At 60.5% G+C, this 18,527-nt stretch carries 12 protein-coding genes and 1 tRNA gene; 7 read left to right on the top strand and 6 right to left on the bottom strand.

The genetic code is table 11. The annotated features are described in order from the left end of the window. Positions 1–59: 59 nt before the first annotated feature. The 3 genes from AB656_RS07850 to AB656_RS05305 all read right to left on the bottom strand — a co-directional run bounded on the left by AB656_RS07850 (position 60) and on the right by AB656_RS05305 (position 5,338). Complete coding sequence (locus tag AB656_RS07850; RefSeq protein ID WP_201777319.1) at positions 60–227, bottom strand: hypothetical protein; 168 nt, start codon at positions 225–227, stop codon at positions 60–62. A 2,163-nt stretch (positions 228–2,390) separates the two neighbouring features. After that, positions 2,391–3,962 carry an alpha-L-rhamnosidase-related protein gene (locus AB656_RS05310; protein WP_033503987.1) on the bottom strand — a complete coding sequence of 524 codons (1,572 nt, stop codon included), beginning with the start codon at positions 3,960–3,962 and terminating at the stop codon, positions 2,391–2,393. An 80-nt stretch (positions 3,963–4,042) separates the two neighbouring features. Then, a complete protein-coding gene (locus AB656_RS05305; RefSeq protein ID WP_033503988.1) occupies positions 4,043–5,338 on the bottom strand; it encodes an MFS transporter in 1,296 nt (431 codons plus the stop codon). Positions 5,339–5,542: 204 nt separating this feature from the next. On the opposite strand from AB656_RS05305, the gene AB656_RS05300 reads away from it, so the two are divergent. Beyond that, positions 5,543–6,526, top strand: a complete 984-nt coding sequence (locus AB656_RS05300; RefSeq protein ID WP_033503989.1) for an AraC family transcriptional regulator — start codon at positions 5,543–5,545, stop codon at positions 6,524–6,526. A gap of 1,690 nt (positions 6,527–8,216) precedes the next feature. Here the strand turns inward: AB656_RS05300 and AB656_RS05285 are convergent. After that, positions 8,217–8,900 carry an InlB B-repeat-containing protein gene (locus AB656_RS05285; protein WP_033503991.1) on the bottom strand — a complete coding sequence of 228 codons (684 nt, stop codon included), beginning with the start codon at positions 8,898–8,900 and terminating at the stop codon, positions 8,217–8,219. A gap of 596 nt (positions 8,901–9,496) precedes the next feature. Beyond that, positions 9,497–9,569: transfer RNA gene (locus AB656_RS05280), tRNA-Lys, on the bottom strand. A gap of 116 nt (positions 9,570–9,685) precedes the next feature. On the opposite strand from AB656_RS05280, the gene AB656_RS05275 reads away from it, so the two are divergent. The 3 genes from AB656_RS05275 to ftsY all read left to right on the top strand — a co-directional run bounded on the left by AB656_RS05275 (position 9,686) and on the right by ftsY (position 12,120). Beyond that, the gene (locus AB656_RS05275; protein ID WP_051905392.1) at positions 9,686–10,261 is read left to right on the top strand and encodes a GNAT family N-acetyltransferase; all 576 of its coding nucleotides are present in this window, start codon (positions 9,686–9,688) and stop codon (positions 10,259–10,261) included. 89 nt (positions 10,262–10,350) lie between these two features. Then, on the top strand, positions 10,351–10,854 hold the full coding sequence (locus AB656_RS05270) for a hypothetical protein (RefSeq protein ID WP_033503992.1): 504 nt from the start codon (positions 10,351–10,353) through the stop codon (positions 10,852–10,854). 75 nt (positions 10,855–10,929) lie between these two features. Then, positions 10,930–12,120 carry a signal recognition particle-docking protein FtsY gene (gene ftsY / locus AB656_RS05265; protein ID WP_033503993.1) on the top strand — a complete coding sequence of 397 codons (1,191 nt, stop codon included), beginning with the start codon at positions 10,930–10,932 and terminating at the stop codon, positions 12,118–12,120. Positions 12,121–12,219: 99 nt separating this feature from the next. Here the strand turns inward: ftsY and AB656_RS05260 are convergent, their stop codons facing one another. Further along, a complete protein-coding gene (locus AB656_RS05260) occupies positions 12,220–13,650 on the bottom strand; it encodes an MATE family efflux transporter (protein WP_051905391.1) in 1,431 nt (476 codons plus the stop codon). A 546-nt stretch (positions 13,651–14,196) separates the two neighbouring features. Here AB656_RS05260 and dnaB point away from each other — a divergent pair. The 3 genes from dnaB to AB656_RS05245 all read left to right on the top strand — a co-directional run bounded on the left by dnaB (position 14,197) and on the right by AB656_RS05245 (position 17,940). Next, entirely contained in the window at positions 14,197–15,534 is a 1,338-nt protein-coding gene (dnaB, locus tag AB656_RS05255) for a replicative DNA helicase (RefSeq protein ID WP_033504038.1), read from the top strand. A gap of 2 nt (positions 15,535–15,536) precedes the next feature. Beyond that, positions 15,537–16,985: a Mur ligase family protein gene (locus AB656_RS05250; RefSeq protein ID WP_033503994.1), complete on the top strand. Its 1,449-nt coding sequence runs from the start codon at positions 15,537–15,539 to the stop codon at positions 16,983–16,985. Positions 16,986–17,133: 148 nt separating this feature from the next. Then, positions 17,134–17,940, top strand: a complete 807-nt coding sequence (locus AB656_RS05245; protein ID WP_051905389.1) for a type 1 glutamine amidotransferase — start codon at positions 17,134–17,136, stop codon at positions 17,938–17,940. The last annotated feature ends 587 nt before the right edge of the window (positions 17,941–18,527 follow it).

The following is an 18,527-nucleotide window of genomic DNA, read 5'->3' as shown; positions in this document are numbered from 1 at the left end:
CTTTCCATTTATTCAATATTGTATAACCGACAGTATTACCATCTGTCTGGGCCAACTGGTCAGTTGTAGTTTTCCTCAATATCCTCTGTGTTGTTGCCGGGGGTGTTCGTCGATCTCGCTGAGCTTGGACTTCCATAGACGTCCGATTTTGCCGGCAGGCAAGTTACTTTGTTCCATTGCATATTGCTCTCGCGGCCTGCTTTGAGGTCTTCCTGCACTTCTTTCATTGGCGGCCACTCCTCTATATTCTTATCCACTTCCTTTCCCCGCCATTTTATGGAACTTCTCTCATATCTTTAGTATTGGAATCCCACCCGTTGCTCGGAAAGCAGCTCTCGCCATTGATGTCCTGCGTCTTTCATTTACGATTGGAGTCTCTCTCGGACCCACGAGCATCAGTGTCTGTAGGTATTTGCACACAATTTTCGGCAATGTCATTTCTGAGATCCTCGGTTCCGCAATTGCCATTCGTGACGGGCGATTTCATCGGTCTGCCCCTTGCCGACTGCCTCGTATTCGCCTAAGACATAATCAGCTAGATACTGCGGACTACTGAGCCCCCTCTCCAATGTTCTCTGAGGGCCATTGAGAAGTAACTGAAAAACATCTATATTATATTGGTACATCCTCAAGGGGTATTTCGGCAGGCCATTGAATTTCATGAAGAAATTGAATGAGTATCTTCTCAATCTTTAGTAGTGCTGAAAGGTAATTCGAATCGACATAGCTAGTGGGAAAGTGCCGTTACTGAGATTATTGTGATAAAAGCGATGAGGCTTCAGAATCTATCGGGGAGGGGAAGAATTTTTATCCAATTAATTATTTGACGGTCATTTTCGTACCCTTTTTTGGTTTTGAAGTTTCGTTAGTTTGACCTTGATGGGGATAGGACATCGCGAAACGGCTGTTTTCCTTTACGCTGAATAACTTGATGATAAATACGCCCGTTGCTTTTGATGGCGACCACTTTTATGTCTAATTTGGTACCGACGGTATCTGGTTTGCGCGTTCTCTCAAGTTTTCCAGTGCCTGATGCCCCCCCCCCCCTGGCAACAAAGGCAGTTGATCAGAAGAGACCTGAAGATAGCTAACATACACTTCCAACATTGATGAAATTGACTTGCAAGAATCAGAGCACCTTTTATCAGCTCTAGGGTGTATTAAATGGTAAAACAGGTAAACTGTTGGAAGTTAGTGCATGAACTACAACGATGCGTAAATCTGGCAGATCAAAATTGAGAATGGCTCTGCCACGTTTGTGCCCTGTATGTCTATGACGTAGTTGAGCCTGTTTTCCACAGCTGTGGGATGGATGTGTTTCGATGATTTTAATCCTTGCTATTACGTGGAGATTTTTGGGCTTTCGACATAATGATTGGTGACAACTAAAGTTTGAACTGATTCAAGCATGCCGGTAAACTGCCCACCCTTACGGTCATTTACACAAGCGCACAAAGGTGACTCGTGCTGCTGTAGTGATGATGGCTGAGCAACGCCTGTCCACGAGAGCGGCTGCTTGTGACAGAACCGATTTCCCGTTCTGGACGATCGGCGGTGCTCTTTCGCACGGTTGTGCCTCTGGTTCGGGAGAAGCGCACGGAGGAATCGAGCATGACAGACAACGACAATTGCAGCAAGCAATGCCGTACCTATTTCAAATTTACTTATCAGAAGGTGATATTACCTAGGGAACCTACAGGGAGCACTACTGCTTAACTATGATCCATTCCGCAAGTGTCATCAGCTGTATGAACAGTGTGCTTACTCAGAGAACAAGTTCTGGCTCTACGGCAGGGACAGCCTTGCTTGCGAGTTCCGCCGAGCTGGAGACATGCTTCCCCTTGATTATGAGAGCTAGAATGAGAACGGGCACCTGCTCGCATCAGGATTCTATCTTGGACAATGTCCTCTCATATAGAAGGTCATTGCAGCCAAGGCTGAGCTGGATCAGTTATTTCGGCATCTGAATGAGCTCGTATCAGAGGCAAAGTAGATCGGCGAACTTTGCAAGGACGGCTTTTATGAAGAAGCCACCGCCTACTGCGATGCAACAGCGATTTATAAGTATGTGCAGAACTCACTTCTGTATGGGTGATTCTTGAATGCAATGTGATTGCTAATGTCATATGCATACATGTGAATAGAGAGACTATACAGAACAAAAGCAGAATATGGTTCGCAATGTTGATTGTGTAAATTTCCTAAACATATGCAAGAACTGAGCAGAAAAAAGAAGGGGCCCTGTTCCTATTTGTGCCGGTTTGAATAGTGCGTTGGTTCAGGGCCCCATGCTTTGAATTTCTCTGTCAGCCACTGTTTAGTGTGGGGTAATGGGGGGTAATCCAGAAGGTCTGATTTTAGGCGATAGAGCACATGACCATCACGATGGTTCACCTGCCCATGGGCAGGTACTTCTTGATCAGGTAGACGGGGGTGCAGCTCCAGGCGTGGCAGTAGCTGTTGATGAGGGTGCTGCCGTAGGGGGAGTACTCCGGCTGGTCGGGGTCGAAGGCCTCCCAGTAGGTGTCGGCGCCCAGGGTGATCATCTTGCCCCAGTAGGACTTCAGGAGCTTGATGGCCTCCTCCTTGAGACCCGCGATGAAGAGCGCCTCGACGATATGGTGGTACATATAGGGTGTGGCGATGCCGGTGACCGGGAAGAGTTCGCGCACCGCTGCGGTCATGAGGTCGTGGTTACCCTGGTTGTCCAGGACCCGGGCCAGGACCATCCAGGTCTGGCTGGCGATGTTGAATTCGTGCTCGGGGCCGGAGGCGAAGAGTCCCCTCTCCTTGTCGAAGAGGTGGTCCTGGGCGTACTGGACCAGGGCGGACAACTTGGCTTCGTAGGGCTGTGCGTCCTCGCCGGCCTTGACGGTAAGGTCGATGAACTGGCGGAGCGCATAGACCAGGATCCCGTGGATGGCCGTGGTCTTATCGAAATCATTGGACCAGTCCACGAAGACCGGGGTGTCGCCAAGCTTGAGTTCACCATCATCGCCTACCAGATCCAGATCCACATCCATCTGTTTCTTGGCGATCGGATACAGATCGTGGAGCACCTCCATGTCCTGCTCATGGTTCATGAGGTCGCTCAGGGTGGAGATGAAGAAGAGACCATAGTCGAAAAGGAAGGTGTCATCAGGGGTGTTGGGGTCGACGAAGACGTTGGCCGAGATGCGTCCATCCGTGGTGTTCATGCCGGCGAAAAGGTAGAGGCAGCGCTTGATCAGGGTGGTGTCGTTGAAGGTGACATAGTCGGCCAGGGCCTGGAGGCGCAGATCGCCGGTCCACAGCCTGCGATCGCGTTTGGGGCCGTCCTCGAAGACCTCCTGCATGCAGTCCTGGAGGGTTTTGCAGCCAACCTGGTAGATTCTCTGGATTTCCGGGTCGTCACTTACGGTTTCCCGGGGCATGGATTCGACGGCGCTGACGGTCTGCACCCTGGCATCGCTGAAAACGGCTTGCCACTTGGGGGAGGTGTCGACCACCTTGATCTCCGCATAACGGAAGCTGTATCGTCTGGGCATTTCGAGGTCGACGGGAAGGGTGTCCAGGTGGATGGTTTCCTCCTGGATCCAGGACTTGCTCAGCCAGCCGTCGTAGGTTGAGCTTTCCTGGGAGAGCTCAACGGGGAGCTCGGCGAATTTGAGGCGCAGGGTCAAAGGTGCGTCCATGGGGGAGCCGACCGACTCGATGTGGATGGAGAAGTGTCCGACCATATGGTCGCCGAAGTCCAGGATCAGCGAATTCCTTCGCTTCATGGGCTTGGATTGTCTGGCTGTGGAGGTGTCCGTTGTCACGGTCACCCCGCCCAATGATTCGGAGTTGGCGGTCAAGGTGCCTTCGCCTACCGGTTCCATGGTGCCGGTACGGAGCTTGGGGCGCAGTGCCTCGGCCTTGGCGAGCAGACGCTCGTCGTGATTGAATGTGACGTCGTTGTTGATCTGGAACGTGAATCCCATTGTCTTACCTTTCAAAAATGCAGGGGCGTAGGGAGGTGGTCGAAGCGGCCGCCTTCACACCCCTGCATGGCATCGTCCCGTCAGACTTCCGCCTCGCGGACGCCGTACTTCTTCTGCATGGCAATCATGATCAGACCGCCGATCAGGCCGACGGTCAGGAGGGCCGCAAACCCGAACATGGTTACGCGGATGGCCGAGGGGACGACCAGGGCCGGGGTGATCAGGGCGAAGAGACCACAGCAGAAACGGGAGAAACCGTTGATGAAGCCCTGGACCGAGGCGCGGACCTCCACCGGGAAGGACTCCTGGGTCCAGACCTTGTACATGGCCTCGCCGGCGAGGTTATTGCCGATGTTGTAGAAGCCGATGGCGATGACGATGGGCCAGAGGGAGGAGCTGCTCAGGGCCAGGCCCAGCATGGCGGCGATCTGGATGATCTGGGCGATGACGAAGACGGTGTTGCGCCACTTGCCGCCGGAGATGGAGGCGAAGATGGAGGTGGTCACCAGACCGAGCAGGTTGAGAACGATGCCGGCACCGGTGGCGAAAGTCTGGCTGGCGTGGGCCTGGACCAGGGTGAAGGTCTGGAACTGGCCGAAGGTGTTGGCCAGAAGGTTCCATGCCAGGTAGAAGACCATGATGCAGGTGAAGAAGAGGACATACTTGGAGCTGCCTTTACTGAAGAAGACGCTGCGGATGCTGACCTCGCTGCCTTCGCTGACCACAGTGTGACCGCTGGCTGCCTCGGCCTCGCGCACCTGGGCGATGCGTTGGTCGGCCTCTTCATGGAAGGTGCGGAACCTGGCGGACAAAAGGCGCCAGAGCCAGGTGGCCACGGCAACGATGGCCAGGAGGGTGAAGACGATCCGGGCCCCGGTGGCGCCGCTGACTCTGGAGACCAGGAAGGCGGCCACGTAGGAGCTGAGCACGCCGACCTGCCAGAAGATCTGGGTGGATGAAACGAGCTGGGCAGAGGTCTTCTCGTTGGGGGAATCGTGAGAGACGACGGTCAGGCTGATCGGCAGATCGGCGCCCGATGCGAAGCCGGTGATGATGACACCCACCAGCAGCATGGCGTAACTTCCGGAGAATACGCAGACCAGTGCACCGATGGCATAGAGGAAGTTGAGCCAGTTGAATGAGCGGATGAGGCCCACATACTTGGTGATCTGGCCTGAGAGCAATGATCCGGCTGCAATGGCGAATGTTAAGGCACCGGAAATGATGCCCACCTGGCCATTGGTAAGACCCAGCCCTTGCTGCCAGACGGTGATGGTGGCCGAGAGGCCCACGATGATTCCTGATCCGAGAATCGAGCCGATTCCCGCAGCAATGGCCAGAGGCCGGTACTTGCTGAATTCCGATATCTGTTCCATGTTCCCTTTCCTCGTTGATTGAGAAACTGAATTTTCAAACGTAGATTCATCGTAACGGCGGAGAATCAGGGCTACAAGAGGCAGCCAATCGCTCTTTAATTGCAAATCCACAGGTTCTTGCCATCGTGGTATGGTCGGCTTAGACGAATGACAGGATATTGATTCAACCGGCTGTCCCCGTATGCCTGATTCCGGGAGGGTGTCATGTTTTCACAGCGACTTGATTGCATCCTGCATGAGCACAATGATGTTGAACGCCAGCAGCTCAGCACGGTCAGCAATTTTAATTACATGAACCTGGATTTCTCCAACGATGCCGTGCCGCAGATGCCGGAGTGGATCTTTTTCAAGGATGGCAGCATCGCCGTAACCAAGAACAACCGTTTTTCATACGTGCCCGAGCATACCCACAGCTTCATCGAGATGAACTACATGTATTCCGGGCGGTGCACGCAATACATCAACAACGAGCTGGTCGAGCTGCATCAGGGCAGTCTGGTCATGCTCGACAAGGCAGTGCCCCATAGAATCTCCTATACCGATGAAGACGATATCCTGGTGAACATCCTCGTTCAGGAGAATGCGGACATCGCCTCCATGTTCACCATGGCTCCAGAGTCCCTCAATGTCATCTCCCAGCTCATCGCCAACGTGGGCAACGCCTCGACCCTGCATGACAACCTCATCGTCTTCGACCTGCAAGGGCACGCCGTGCCCACCAACCTGATTGAGGTGCTCATCGAGCAAGGGTTGGCTGGCCGGCCGACCGTTGGCCGGAACCGGGCCATGGAGCTGGTGCTTTCCGCACTGGTCATTGAATTGAAAGCATTGATTTCCAAGAGTGTCATCGATTTCGGCAACATCCAGGCCGAGCAGGTGGCTCCGATTATCTCATATATCAACCGGCACTATGCCACGGTGAGTCTGGTATCCGTCGCCGACCGGTTCGGTTACAACCCCAACTACCTGAGCAACAAACTGAAAAAGGCCACGGGGGAAGGTTTCCAGGAGCTGTTGGATCGCCGCAGACTGATCGAGGCGCAGAAAATGATGAACGGCACCGACTGTTCGAACCAGGAAATCAGCGAGGCGATCGGCTACCGCAATGTGACATCGCTCTTTCGGCTGTTCAACAAATATCTGGGTGCGACCCCCGATGATTACCGTAGCAAAAACCGCCAGCTCTAGTATTCCGGTTCCTGCCCCTCTTGTGGGCAATTGGATCCAACCACGGATATGCGTGAATGCCGATTTCCGCTGCACCGCTTCAGTGAGGTACCAAACATGTGGAACGAGGAGCATCAAGCCACCCCACCATAAGCGATGGTGCCTGGCATGTGGCGTGAGGAACTGCACTCACGGGTGTTTGACAATACAGGCCAAAGGCATCTGATGCGCTTGCAGACCTGCGACAAATCGATTGCGTCAATCGCTAATGCCGGAACCCCGGTGCCTTCCTGATCGTAGATTGGTGAAGGTAGCTGACCCTGTGGGCGATGTATCAGCCTCGCAGGTTTCGAGGACGGTTTGTCCGAAGGGAGGGCATTCTGGCTGTGAATTTTTTCGGTGCCGGTTTTCTCGGGGGGGGGGCATCGGGGACTCAATAGGGTATGAAGAGCCTGTCCATAATGACCGGACCGCATACGGAACACCGACAGGTGCTTATCAAGGATACCCGGGGGGACAACAGCAAACTGAAGGGTACGGTAAGCGCCGCCTACTCGCGGTCGAATAATCCGGGCTGCACAACCCTGGTCGACATATCTGGCCTGTTCAAGGAGAACGTCGATGGGCGAGGTGTGGATTCACCGCCGATGCAGCTGCGTCTGCGGAGCATACCCATACTGAATTCGCCGTAAAGGACGCCGACCAACACGGGGGGACAGGTAAGGGCGAAACAGCTGCCATCAACAATAATGGAGACGAGCTTGACACCGATTCCGCACCCAAGCCCATCTCCTGAAAAGCCTCGCCGATTCCGTATTGGAGACATGTCCTGGTTTATCCTGTGGGATTAGCGGGCTAGGATACGCCTCCAGAATTTCGATGAGGTGCACGTGTCGGTCAATCGGAGAGTTACGGGTATGCTCCAAACGCGTACTGGTACAGATTGCAGCTATCAGAACGGTGAGAGGCGCGACCATCCATACGTTCGACCACAGCTTTTTCAGGCTCTTCATGGGAATGCGCACCATGACGGCTGATCGGGGGTTCCAATCGCCTGTCACCGCCATTGGCGAAGACCACACCTAAACGTGACTTCGGCTTGCCAAGGTCAGTTGCCATAGGGAAGAGACGATGGTCGGCATTGGTCTTGAGGAGTCGGGACAGGATTCTTGCGATTCTTGAGTAGCCCACGATGGTACCGAAGCTGATATGCGCGGGGAATCTGGAAATGTATCGATCTGTGCTGGTGGGGCCACAGTGCGAAGCCGTCGCGGCGGCCCCTGCGAAGGGCAGGGTACCGCCTGATGTCATCGGTACGCACCTCCGATAGGCTCTATATCGATGCGTGAACCTCTACGTCGGAGACGGCAATCAAGCGTAGCGTTCATGTCGGTATCAAGCTCAAGGTTTCCTACACGGTCTGGTGGCCTCTCGTGGGGCTCGAGCCCATAACCCATGATTCACAAGGAAACGGTGGCAATTATGTCCTGCTGGATGCGGGATGTTGTGTCTCTGCCCGCTTCTGTGACATTGATGATTCTGCGTCGGCTCTCCGTCGGGGAGGGGACCCGGGACCGCTGAGCGGTGTCGGGTTTTATGGGGCTGGGCGTATAACCGATGTCTGTCTGTATGGAGGAGGGCCGGTTACCGTTCTTCTACTTGGCGGAGGAGCCGTGTGCGATCCTTCGTCCTGTGCGAATGCTCGCCAGAGTCAGGATTCCCGCGGCCAGGATGGGGGCGGTGTCGCTGCCCGTGCTGGACAGGACACCGGACGGATTCGGGTTACCGGTCGGGCCGGTCGGCTGCTGTGTATGGTCGATTGGCTTTTGTGTGGGGTTGGTCGGTTTCTGTGTGGGGGTGGTTGGTTTCTCGTCGGCATTGCGGGTCCAGTGGGCGGTGAGGTCAGGTCGCCGGTGACGGGCTGGTCGAAGCCGTAGGGGCCCGTTCCGTTGAACCAGCCGTTAAACCGGTGACTGTCCCCGGTCGGGTCGGCAGGTCTGACGGCCTTCTGCTCGTCCGTGACCCGTTGGGCCGAGAGGGCCGAACCGCTGTCCGGGTCGAAGGTGACGGTACGGGTGGCCACCGGGGCCTCATACGTGTAAGTCAGGTGCTCGTCAGGCTGGGCCATCCCGTTCAGGGTCCAGGTGACGGTGACGGTGACGGTGACCGCGCCGGCCGCATGCGCGGGGGTGGACACGCTCCAGGTGCCGTCCGTCTTGGCGGTCAGGTCCACGCCCGCAATTCCGTCGAACCTCACGCCGGCGAGCCTGACCTGATCGGGGAAGGCCACCCGCCCCGACCTCCCATTCGGGGAGACGCTGTCGGTGTCGCGTCCCAGCTCGTCGTAGTAGTTGTTTCCCCAGGTGTAGAGGTTGCCGTTCGAATCGATCGCCACGGGGGTAGTTTCTGCCAGCGCTGATCTGTGTGATTCGACCGGTTTCAGGTGGGGTGAGGGTAACGGTAGCGCCGCCGGCATCTGGCCCGTGGTCGAGATCGATGGCCCATTGCTGGCCTGCCGTTTGCGTCTGAATAGTCGAAATGGATGGCGGAGATTCGCCCGTAGCGGCGGAGGCGGCACTACCACCGGTCGGACATAAACCGACCAGTAGGGCGGTTGCCGTCAATGAGCGGCCGGGATGGATGAAACTAGATATTGACTACAAATCCTGTCCTTTTGTTATACGTACCACAGTGTGCTGGGTTCCCGCCCTTCCCTCAAATGGGCAATGCGCACATACACATCGTAGAAAAATACAACGAAAACACAACTAAAAGAATAGTAAAGAATACGAGAACAGTTTGTATCGTTCTCATCTGGTTAAGATATGTGTGTGACATTATGAGGATAAAATCTATGAATACCTCGACAGAGGGATGGCCCTGATGTCCGGGGCGGAGCAGTTGCCGATGGCGTTCTGATGAAGCAGATGGCGCACAAGAATACTGAAGGCACCTCGATTGGTTCCGGACCGAGGTGCCTTGTTCAGCCTGTGCCCCCCCTGGGATTCGAACCCAGAACCCACGACTTAAAAGGACGCTGCTCTAACCATTGAGCCAGAGGGGCAACTTCATATCATTCTACAACCAGCCTGACACAAGGCAAGTCGCGTTTTGGGGATGGCGGTTGCCGGAGGTGGCCGGGGTTGCTAAAATGCAAGCACTTTCGTGAAGGGGATTGGCATGGGCGAAATCGGTGGGGGCGCGATGGGCGAGGTCAGGATCGAGCAGGTCGGGGCTGACTCACGGCGTTATGCGCGCTCGGCTTGGGAGCACATGCGCGCCTGTAAGGCGGCGGATGGTGGCCACACTGCGGGCCTGGGCTGCCTGGAGGGCTTCGCCAACGCCGATGAGGCCGAACGGGGTTGGGCGGGTCAGGCGCTCGCCGAGGCTGCGGGCGAGGGCCTGCCTGAAGGTTGGGTGCCCTCCGTTGAGTTCTGCGCGCTCGGTCCAGGCGACCAAGTGGTGGGCATGGCCCAACTGCGGTTGGCGCTGAACGATGCCCTGCTCGACCGTGGTGGGCACATAGGCTACTCGGTGCATCCTGATTTCCGTCGGCGCGGTTATGCCGGACTCCTGTTGCGGCGGTGCTTGAGCCAGGCCCGCCAGCAGGGGATGAGCCGGGTCTTGCTCACCTGCGACGGTTCGAACGAAGCCAGCCGGAGGACCATCCTGTCCTGCGGAGGGGTCTTGGAGGACACCCGGGTGGACTCGGATGGGGCGGCGTATGAGCGCTACTATGTGCAGCTTGGGCACTGAGGGGCCCTGCCTGCCCGCGCTTGTGAATGAGCTTGGGATGTTTGCGGGTGGGGCTTACGCGAATGGGCGCTCCCTGCGACAATAGATATATGGTCTGGGTCATTCTGCTTGTGTGGATAGCCGTGGTTGTGGCGCTGGTGGTCTTCGTCCTGCGCTTGGCCAGGGGTGAGTCCCACGACCGCGCCTTCTCCGAGGCGGTGAATGAACGGACCCGACGGCGGGCTGCCCGGCGGGATCGCGCTGGGCAATCGAAGGAGGCCACCCCGAAGCTCCTGCCGCGAATCGCCGGGACGGCCCCGTCCTTCACCCCTCAAGAGCCCCGGCAGCCGCTCCGGCGAGCCCAACCCTACATCGACGATGAGGACACGATGGAGCACCCGGTCTATGTCAACGACTCCTCCGTCGTTCAGATGCGTTCCCTCCTGATTCCGGGCTCGGGCGCGCAAGCAGCTGACGGACAGGGCGGACAGGACGGGAGCGACGAGGATGAAGTGGCTCGGTCATCCGAAGCGCCCGGCAAGGAAACGGTTGGCGGTCAGGCGACTGAACCCAAGGCCGCGACGTTGGATACGCTGTCCCGCCAGGGGGAGTGACCCGCTCGTCTTCTGGCCCTTGCGGCCGTAGAGCGCTGCGCGGGGGTGTCCGTTAGCGACTTTACTCTTGAAGGTATGAACACTTACGCCATCATCGCCCTGATCTGCGTCGTTGTCGTCCTGATAGCAGCGGGCATCTTCATCGGTATGCGCAGGCGCGGCAACGATTCGCGTCCTTCCGGGCAATCCCAGGCGCAGGCAAAGTCCCAACCGGCCCAGAGGGAGGCGGAAGAAGGAGGGCAAGCCGCGCAGCTTGGCTCTTCCGGGTCCGATGAACGGCAGGCGGAGCCCGTGCAAGCCGGGTCGGTGGCATCCAAGGCCGCGGAGAAGCCGGAGTCCTCGTCATCTAGCATGACCCGGCTCAAGGCGAAGCTAGCCAAGTCCCCGAACCCCTTCGGCAAGGCCCTCTTCTCGATCCTGACCAAGGACCACCTGAGCGAGTCCGACTGGGAGGATGTCGAGGACACCCTTCTGCGGGCGGACGTGGGCGCCGAGGCTTCCGAGCAGCTGGTGGACGAGCTCAGGGCTGACGCGCGCGTGCGGGGTGAAAAAGACCCTCAAGCGGTCCGCGCCATGTTGCGGGAGAAGCTCTTGGCCCTGGTCGACACCGGCCAAGACCGCTCCCTGGCGGCTTCCCGGCCGGGTGCGGCCAAACCGTCGGTCATCATCATGGTAGGGGTCAACGGCACCGGTAAGACCACGACCGCTGGCAAACTGGCCCGCCTGTTCGTGGCCGAGGGCAAGTCCGTGGTCATGGGAGCGGCGGACACCTTCCGTGCGGCGGCCGCCGCCCAGCTACAGACCTGGGCGTCGAAGGTGGGCGTACAGGTCGTGCGCGCCGAGCGGGAGGGTGCGGACCCGGCTTCTGTGGCTTTCGAGGCCGCTCAGCAAGCTAAGGAGTCCGGCGCCGACCTGCTGATTGTCGACACCGCCGGGCGCTTGCAGAACAAGGCCAACCTGATGGATGAGCTGGGCAAGATCCGGCGGGTGGTGGAGAAGAACCTGTCGGTGGACGAGGTGCTCCTGGTCCTGGACGCGACGACCGGGCAGAACGGCATGGTGCAGGCCAAGGTCTTCGCGGAAGCTATCGGCGTCACCGGCATTGTGCTCACCAAGCTCGATGGCTCGGCAAGGGGCGGCATCGTCGTGTCCGTCCAGCGGGAGCTTGGCGTGCCGGTCAAGCTGGTGGGACTGGGCGAGGGGCCGGATGACCTGTCATCCTTCGACCCCGAATCCTTCGTGGATGGGATTTTGGGCGGCGAATAAGCGTTGCCGCCCAGCCCTGCGTCCCTTGCGCAACAGCGAGAAGGGGCGCAGGGCTTTTTTGACGCCCGGAGCGGTCCACAAACCCCAGGCCAGGCAGGGTCAGACGGAAGCCAAGGCTCGGTCCATCCAGGCGTCGCCCCGGGCGCGCAAGCCGTTGAAGATGGCGCGGGCGCCGATGAAGAGGAAGTTGATGGCGGACCAGAGCATGACGATTCGCCAGGTCTGGCTGGCCCAGGTTTGGGCCCACAGGGTCAGCGGGGTCAGCGCCGCCACATAGATGAGGGCGGTGGACGAGCAGGTGGCCGCCAGGTAGCGGTAGTCGCCCGCACCGATCAGGATGCCATCCAGGGCCCACATCCAGCCGGCGATCGGCATGAAGACCCCCTCCACCGCCATGCCCACGGTAATCAGGGAGCGCACGGCGGGCGTGGGGCTGAACAGTGGAGCGGCGAACAGACCTAGCGCGATCATGACCAGGCCGACCAGCACGCCCATCACCATGCCGGCCTTGGCGGACAGGCCGGTCATCATGCGGGCCCGGGGCTTGTGGCGGGCGCCCAGCTCAGTGGCCACCAGCGACTGCCCGGCGATGCCCACCGCGTCCAGCATGTTCAGTCCGAAATTCCAAGCCGAATTCACTCCCTGGTATGCTGCCAGCACCTGTTCGCCCAGGTGCGCCGCCGCCACTACCGTGCCGGCCAAGCACACGCGCAGGGCCAGTGTGCGCAGGAAGAGCGGCAGGCCGTCGCCCGCCGAGCTGAGGATGCCGGCCAGGCGGGGCTTCCAGGAGGCGCCCTCCCGCTTGGCCCAGACCAGCGCCGGTATGGTTAAGAACAGTCCCATGTACCATTCGGCGATGAGCGTGGCGGCGCCCGATCCGGCGATTCCCCAGCGCAGGCCGAAGACGAGCAGGACTTCCAGGACGGTGTTGAGCACGGCGCCGGAGACCGCCGCGAATAGCGTGATTCTGACCTTTTGCAGACCGCGGAAGATGCCGTTCGCCGCGTAGACCAGGAGCATGGCGGGCAGGCCGAAGATCGTCGCGTTCAGATAGACCCGGGCCGCGGCTAGCACGGGCCCGCGCGCCCCCATCAGCCAGCACAAAGGTTCGCTCGCGGCTACCAGGGCCGCGCAGACCAGGATGCCGATCGCGAAAGCCAGCCACATGCCATCGACGCCGACCTCCATGCCCTCCTTGCGCTTGCCAGCGCCCATGAGCCGGGCCACCTGGGAGGTCGTGCCGTAGGCCAGGAAGACGCACAGGCCCACAGTGGTCAGCACGACGGTGGAGCCGATTGACAAGCCGGCCAGGGCGGCGTCGGATATGTGGCCGACAATCGCGGTGTCGATCATCACGAATGCTGGTTCGGCGATTAGCTGGCCGAAGGTGGGCACGGCCAGGGCGGCGATTTGCCGGTAGACCGAGCGCTTGTCCGCTCCGGTCCCGGTACCGGCCTCGGTGACGGCGCCCGGTCCGGCTGTGCCCGCGCTCGCTGCCTGATTCTGTCCCTCGCCCGCCTGCTCCTGCATCCCGCTCTCCTCTGTCCGGGCGCAGCCGCGCCCCTGTCGTGCCCTCGGCGCCGCGCGCCGCTCAGTTGATTCTATATAGGGGAGGCATCGCCGCTGGTGATGGTCGTCGAAAAGCGGAGTCTGGCGTCGTCTTTGTGCACACTTGTGAAGGGAGGACGCTCGATACCATAGAGCGCCCGCTGACGCAACCCGTCCAAGTTGCGCCTATGTCTGTCCCCAGGTTTTGCACATAGTTGTACCCACCGTGTGGATAAGTCAGTCGGTTCTCCCCGCAGACACGCCTATATTGTGGATAACTTTTTTCCTCGTCCACATACGGGGGCGACCTCGTTCCATCGTGAATGGGTGACCGTCAAACGTGAAGATGTGAAGAAAGTGCCCGCGCGACCCGGAAGCGGCCCTGTAAACGCCTTGGGCGGAAACGGTCGGAGGCTGGGCTGCAGATACCGACCAGCCTTTAGAATCGGGCGTATGGCTTCAGATGATTACAGGGACTTCTCGCACCCAGAGCGGGAGGACGGTCGCGGCGGCCAGGGCTCGCGGGACATGCTCTTCGACCGCGTGCCCCCGCATGACGACGATGCGGAGATGGCCGTGCTGGGCGGCATGTTGATGAGCAAGGACGCGATCGGCGAGGTCTCGCAGATGATCGACGTGACCGACTTCTATCAGCCCAAGCACCAGACCATCTACGACGCCATCATCACCCTCTTCGCGGCCTCCCAGCCGGTGGACGCGGTCCTGGTCGCCAACCAGCTGCTCAAACACGGCGACCTGGAGAAAGTGGGCGGCACGGACTACCTGCACTCCCTGGTGGCCTCGGTGCCCACGGCCGCCAACGCCACCTATTACGCGGACATCGTCCACCAGCGGGCCGTCCTGCGCAATGTGATCGCCGCTGGCACCAAGATCGCCCAGATGGGCTACTCCGCCGAGGGCTCCCAGGCCGAGGAGATCGTGAATCTGGCCCAGGCCGAGGTCTACGAGATGAGTGTGGGCAAGGTCCGCCAAGATTATGAGGCGATTGGGCCGGTGGTCCAATCCACCCTGGAGCAGTTGGACAAGATGCAGTCCGGGGACCTGCAGAAGGGCGTGCCTACAGGGTTCAAGTCCATTGACGACGTGACCCAGGGCCTGCAGCCGGGGCAGATGGTCGTGGTGGCGGGCCGCCCGGCTATGGGAAAGTCCACCCTGGGCGTGGATTTCGCCCGCGCCGCCGCGCTCCACAACAAGATGACCACCGTGATCTTCTCCCTGGAGATGAGCAAGACCGAGCTGGCCCAGCGCATCATCTCCGCCGAGACCGACATACCGCTGGTGGCGCTGCGCCGGGCCGACGACATCACCCCGGAGCGGTGGAAGGTGCTGAACAACTTCTGGGGTCAGCTCCAGGACGCCCCGCTCTTCATCGATGATTCGCCCAACTTGAGCCTGATGGAGATCCGCGCCAAGTGCCGTCGGCTCAAGCAGACCAACGAACTACGCCTGGTGGTCATCGACTACCTGCAGCTCATGACCTCGGGCCGGCAGGTCGAATCTCGCCAGCAGGAGGTCTCCGAGTTCTCCCGCGCCCTGAAGCTCCTGGCCAAGGAGTTGGAGGTGCCGGTCGTGGCGTTGAGCCAGCTGAACCGTGGGCCCGAGGCGCGTAACGATAAGCGCCCCATGCTCTCCGACCTGCGAGAGTCCGGCTCGATCGAGCAGGACGCCGACGTGGTCTTTCTGGTCAACCGCCCGGACTTCTATGACAAGGAAGACCGGCCCGGCGAGGCGGACATCATCCTGGCCAAGCACCGCAACGGCCCCACGGACACCTTCACCCTGGCTTTCATTGGCGAGAAATCCAAGTTCAAGGACATGCCGCAAGACCAGCAGGGAGGCGTGTGAGCATGGCATCCGGCGAAACGACGCGAGGCGGGCACCCCAAGCAGGCGGCGGCCCCAAAGCCCCGGCGGCGGCCCTGGTATGGCTTCCTGGCCTTACCAGCGGGCAAGGCGGCGCGCGCCCTGTCCCGGCTGACCCACCACGGCGGCTCGGCCCTGCCGGGTAAGGTGGTGGAACGCCTGGACCCCACGTTCTTGGCCCGCACCCTGGCCCAGCTGCCGATGGGCGTGGTGCTGGTCTCAGGCACCAACGGCAAGACGACCACCACCCGTATGGTGGCCTCCATGCTGGAGGAGCTGGGGCTCAAGGTCTTTACGAATCCTACCGGCTCCAATTTCACCCGGGGCGTGGTTTCGGCCCTGGTCACCGAGCTGGGATCCGGCGCGGGCGGTGGGGGGCTGGACGCCGATATAGCGGTGCTCGAGCTTGACGAGGCCTACGCGGTGCATTTCGTGCAACAGGTTCGACCGCGTTACGCGCTGCTGCTCAACGTGATGCGCGACCAGCTGGACCGCTTCGGCGAGATAGACAACACCGCCCGCCTGCTCGGCTCCGTCGCCAAGGCCACGAGCGGCACCGTGGTGCTCAACCGGGAGGATCCACGAGTGGCTGGGCTTGCTGGTTTGACCGCCGCCACCGCCTCAGTGCGCTACTTTGGCTTGGCTGATTCCCTCCTTTCCTACTTCCCCTCGGACGACGAAATGCACGATGCGGATCTGGCGGGCTCCGGGGCGGGTACGGATTCGACGCAAGCTCTGGCGGCGCGTCTGGCCGCCCGGCCCGAGCACGCTCTGGCGGCCGATGTCGTGCTCACGGCGGTGGGTGACCATACGGCGTCCTTCCAGGTGGACGGTCAGGCGCTGTCCACCCAGGTCAAACTGGAGGGCGTCTACAATCTCTACAATGCGGCGGCCGCGCTGGCCCTGGTGCGGGCGGTGCTGTCCGACCGGCAGGCGACGGGTGGCCAACCCATGCCTTCGGACCAGCGGCTCATGCGGGCTTTGGCGCAGGTGACCCCGGCTTTTGGGCGGGGCGAGGTGATTGAGTACCAGGGCGCTCCGATCGAGCTGGTGCTGGTCAAGAACCCAATGGGATTCCGCTTGGCCTTGTCCTCCTTCAATCCCGCTGGAAGCGACACGATGATCGCCATCCGCGACGAATACGCGGACGGGAGGGACATGAGCTGGCTGTGGGATGTGGACTTCGCCTCCCTGCGCCCCGGCGGCGTGGCCATGGTGTCCGGCACGCGCGCCTGGGACATGGCCCTGCGCCTGGATTATGACCAGGTGCGGGTGGGCGCGGTCGAGCCTGACTTGGAGGAGGCCCTGCATCGGTTCGCGGGCGCCCACGCGGGCACCCCCAAGCGCGTCTACTGCACCTACACGGCCATGCTGCGCCTGCGGGCCGAGCTGGGCAGGATGACGCAGGTGGCGGACGCTGGCGTGGGGGCATAAGGCGGCAAGCTCAGGTTGGAACCGCCGGGAACACGAGCCGGCGGCCGGCGGTTGGTGAGGGTGACGAATGACGGAAACGACTACGGAGGAAGACCGGACCAGCGGGCGGGAAGCCAGCGGGGCGGCTGCGAATAGGAAGGGCGTCGAGATGGTGAACGAGGCTGCTGACAGGTCCGAAGCGGCGCAGGCTGGTCAGGAAGCGCCTGAGCGCGCCATCGACCTGGTCTCCTTGTACCCGCAGGATATGAACATTTACGGCGACTCAGGCAATGTGCTCACGGTCAGCCGGCGATTGGCGCTCTACGGCTACCAGCCGCGCATCCACCGTATCAACCAGGGCGACGCCTGGCCCGACCAGGTGGACATGATCCTGGGCGGAGGCGGCCAGGACCACGGTCAGGGGCGGATTATCGACGACCTGTTCGAGCGGGCTGACACACTGAGGGCGGCGGCGGAAGCGGGCGTGCCCATGCTGATGGTCTGCGGGCTCTACCAGCTCTTCGGGCATTATTTCGAGACCATCGACGGCGAGCGGCTGGACGGCATCGGCATCATCGGCGCCTACAGCCTGGGCCGCCCGGTGCGCATGATCGGCAACCTGGTGGAGCATACGGACTCATTCGGCGACGCGATCGGCTACGAAAACCACTCCGGGCAGACCTTCCTCGACCCAGGCGTCGAGCCCCTGGGGCGGGTGGACGCGGATGGTTGCGGCAACAACGGCGAGGACCGCACCGAGGGCGCTCGCGTGCACAACGTCATCGGCACCTACCTGCACGGCTCCCTCCTGCCCAAAAACCCCGCCATCTCCGATTTCCTTATCCGCACCGCCGTGGAGGCCCGTTACGGTCAAGGTTCCTTCGACCCTGCCGCCGCCCCCGGTTCCGCCGAGCTCGCCCGCCTGGACGAGGCCGCCGCCCAGGCTCGCCAGGCGGCCTCCGCCCGTCCGCGCTGAGCGCGCGGGTCGATGAGCTGGCTCCGGGCGGCTGTTGGAAGATTTGCTTGTGCTCGCCGGCGCGCGGCGGCGCGAGAGCCCTTGAACGCCGCGTCTCCATGCCAGCGAACATGTCCGTTCATTACCGATAGAACCATGTGAATCTGTCATTCATGAGGCTCTTACGCGCGCATTGCCCGCGTGCTTCAAGCGGCCATTTGCCTGCGTTCGACTGGTGGTCGGTTCAGGGCAGGCAGGAGAGTAGGGGCGCGTCCAGGGCTTGCGTAAAGCGGGGGAGAGCCCGCCCATGCGGCTGGTCTGCCGACCTCGGGGCCTAAGGCCTCACCCGTTCGGTCTGCGTCAAACCGGTAATCGTACAGGGTCGTCCGGGGGGGTCGAGCGCGCCGCCGCCAACGCGCGGGTGGCGGGAAAGCCGTTGTTGGATCTGGCGATTGGGCCGACCATCCGCAGGTGCCGCGACGGTTGAATCTGCTCGTCCTCGACCGGCGGGCCGTGGTTCAAAACGGTAATGTCCCCTTGCGGCGGACCTGTTACATACCCTCGTGCCTTGGACCTGGCCCGGGTCTTTGTCCGCTTTTGTCGAGTCC

The sequence above is a fragment of the Bifidobacterium actinocoloniiforme DSM 22766 genome (assembly GCF_001263395.1).
In the GTDB taxonomy this organism is placed as follows: Bacteria; Actinomycetota; Actinomycetes; order Actinomycetales; family Bifidobacteriaceae; genus Bombiscardovia; species Bombiscardovia actinocoloniiformis.
The sequence above is the reverse complement of the archived record's forward strand: the minus strand, read 5'-3'. Positions and strand labels throughout refer to the sequence as shown.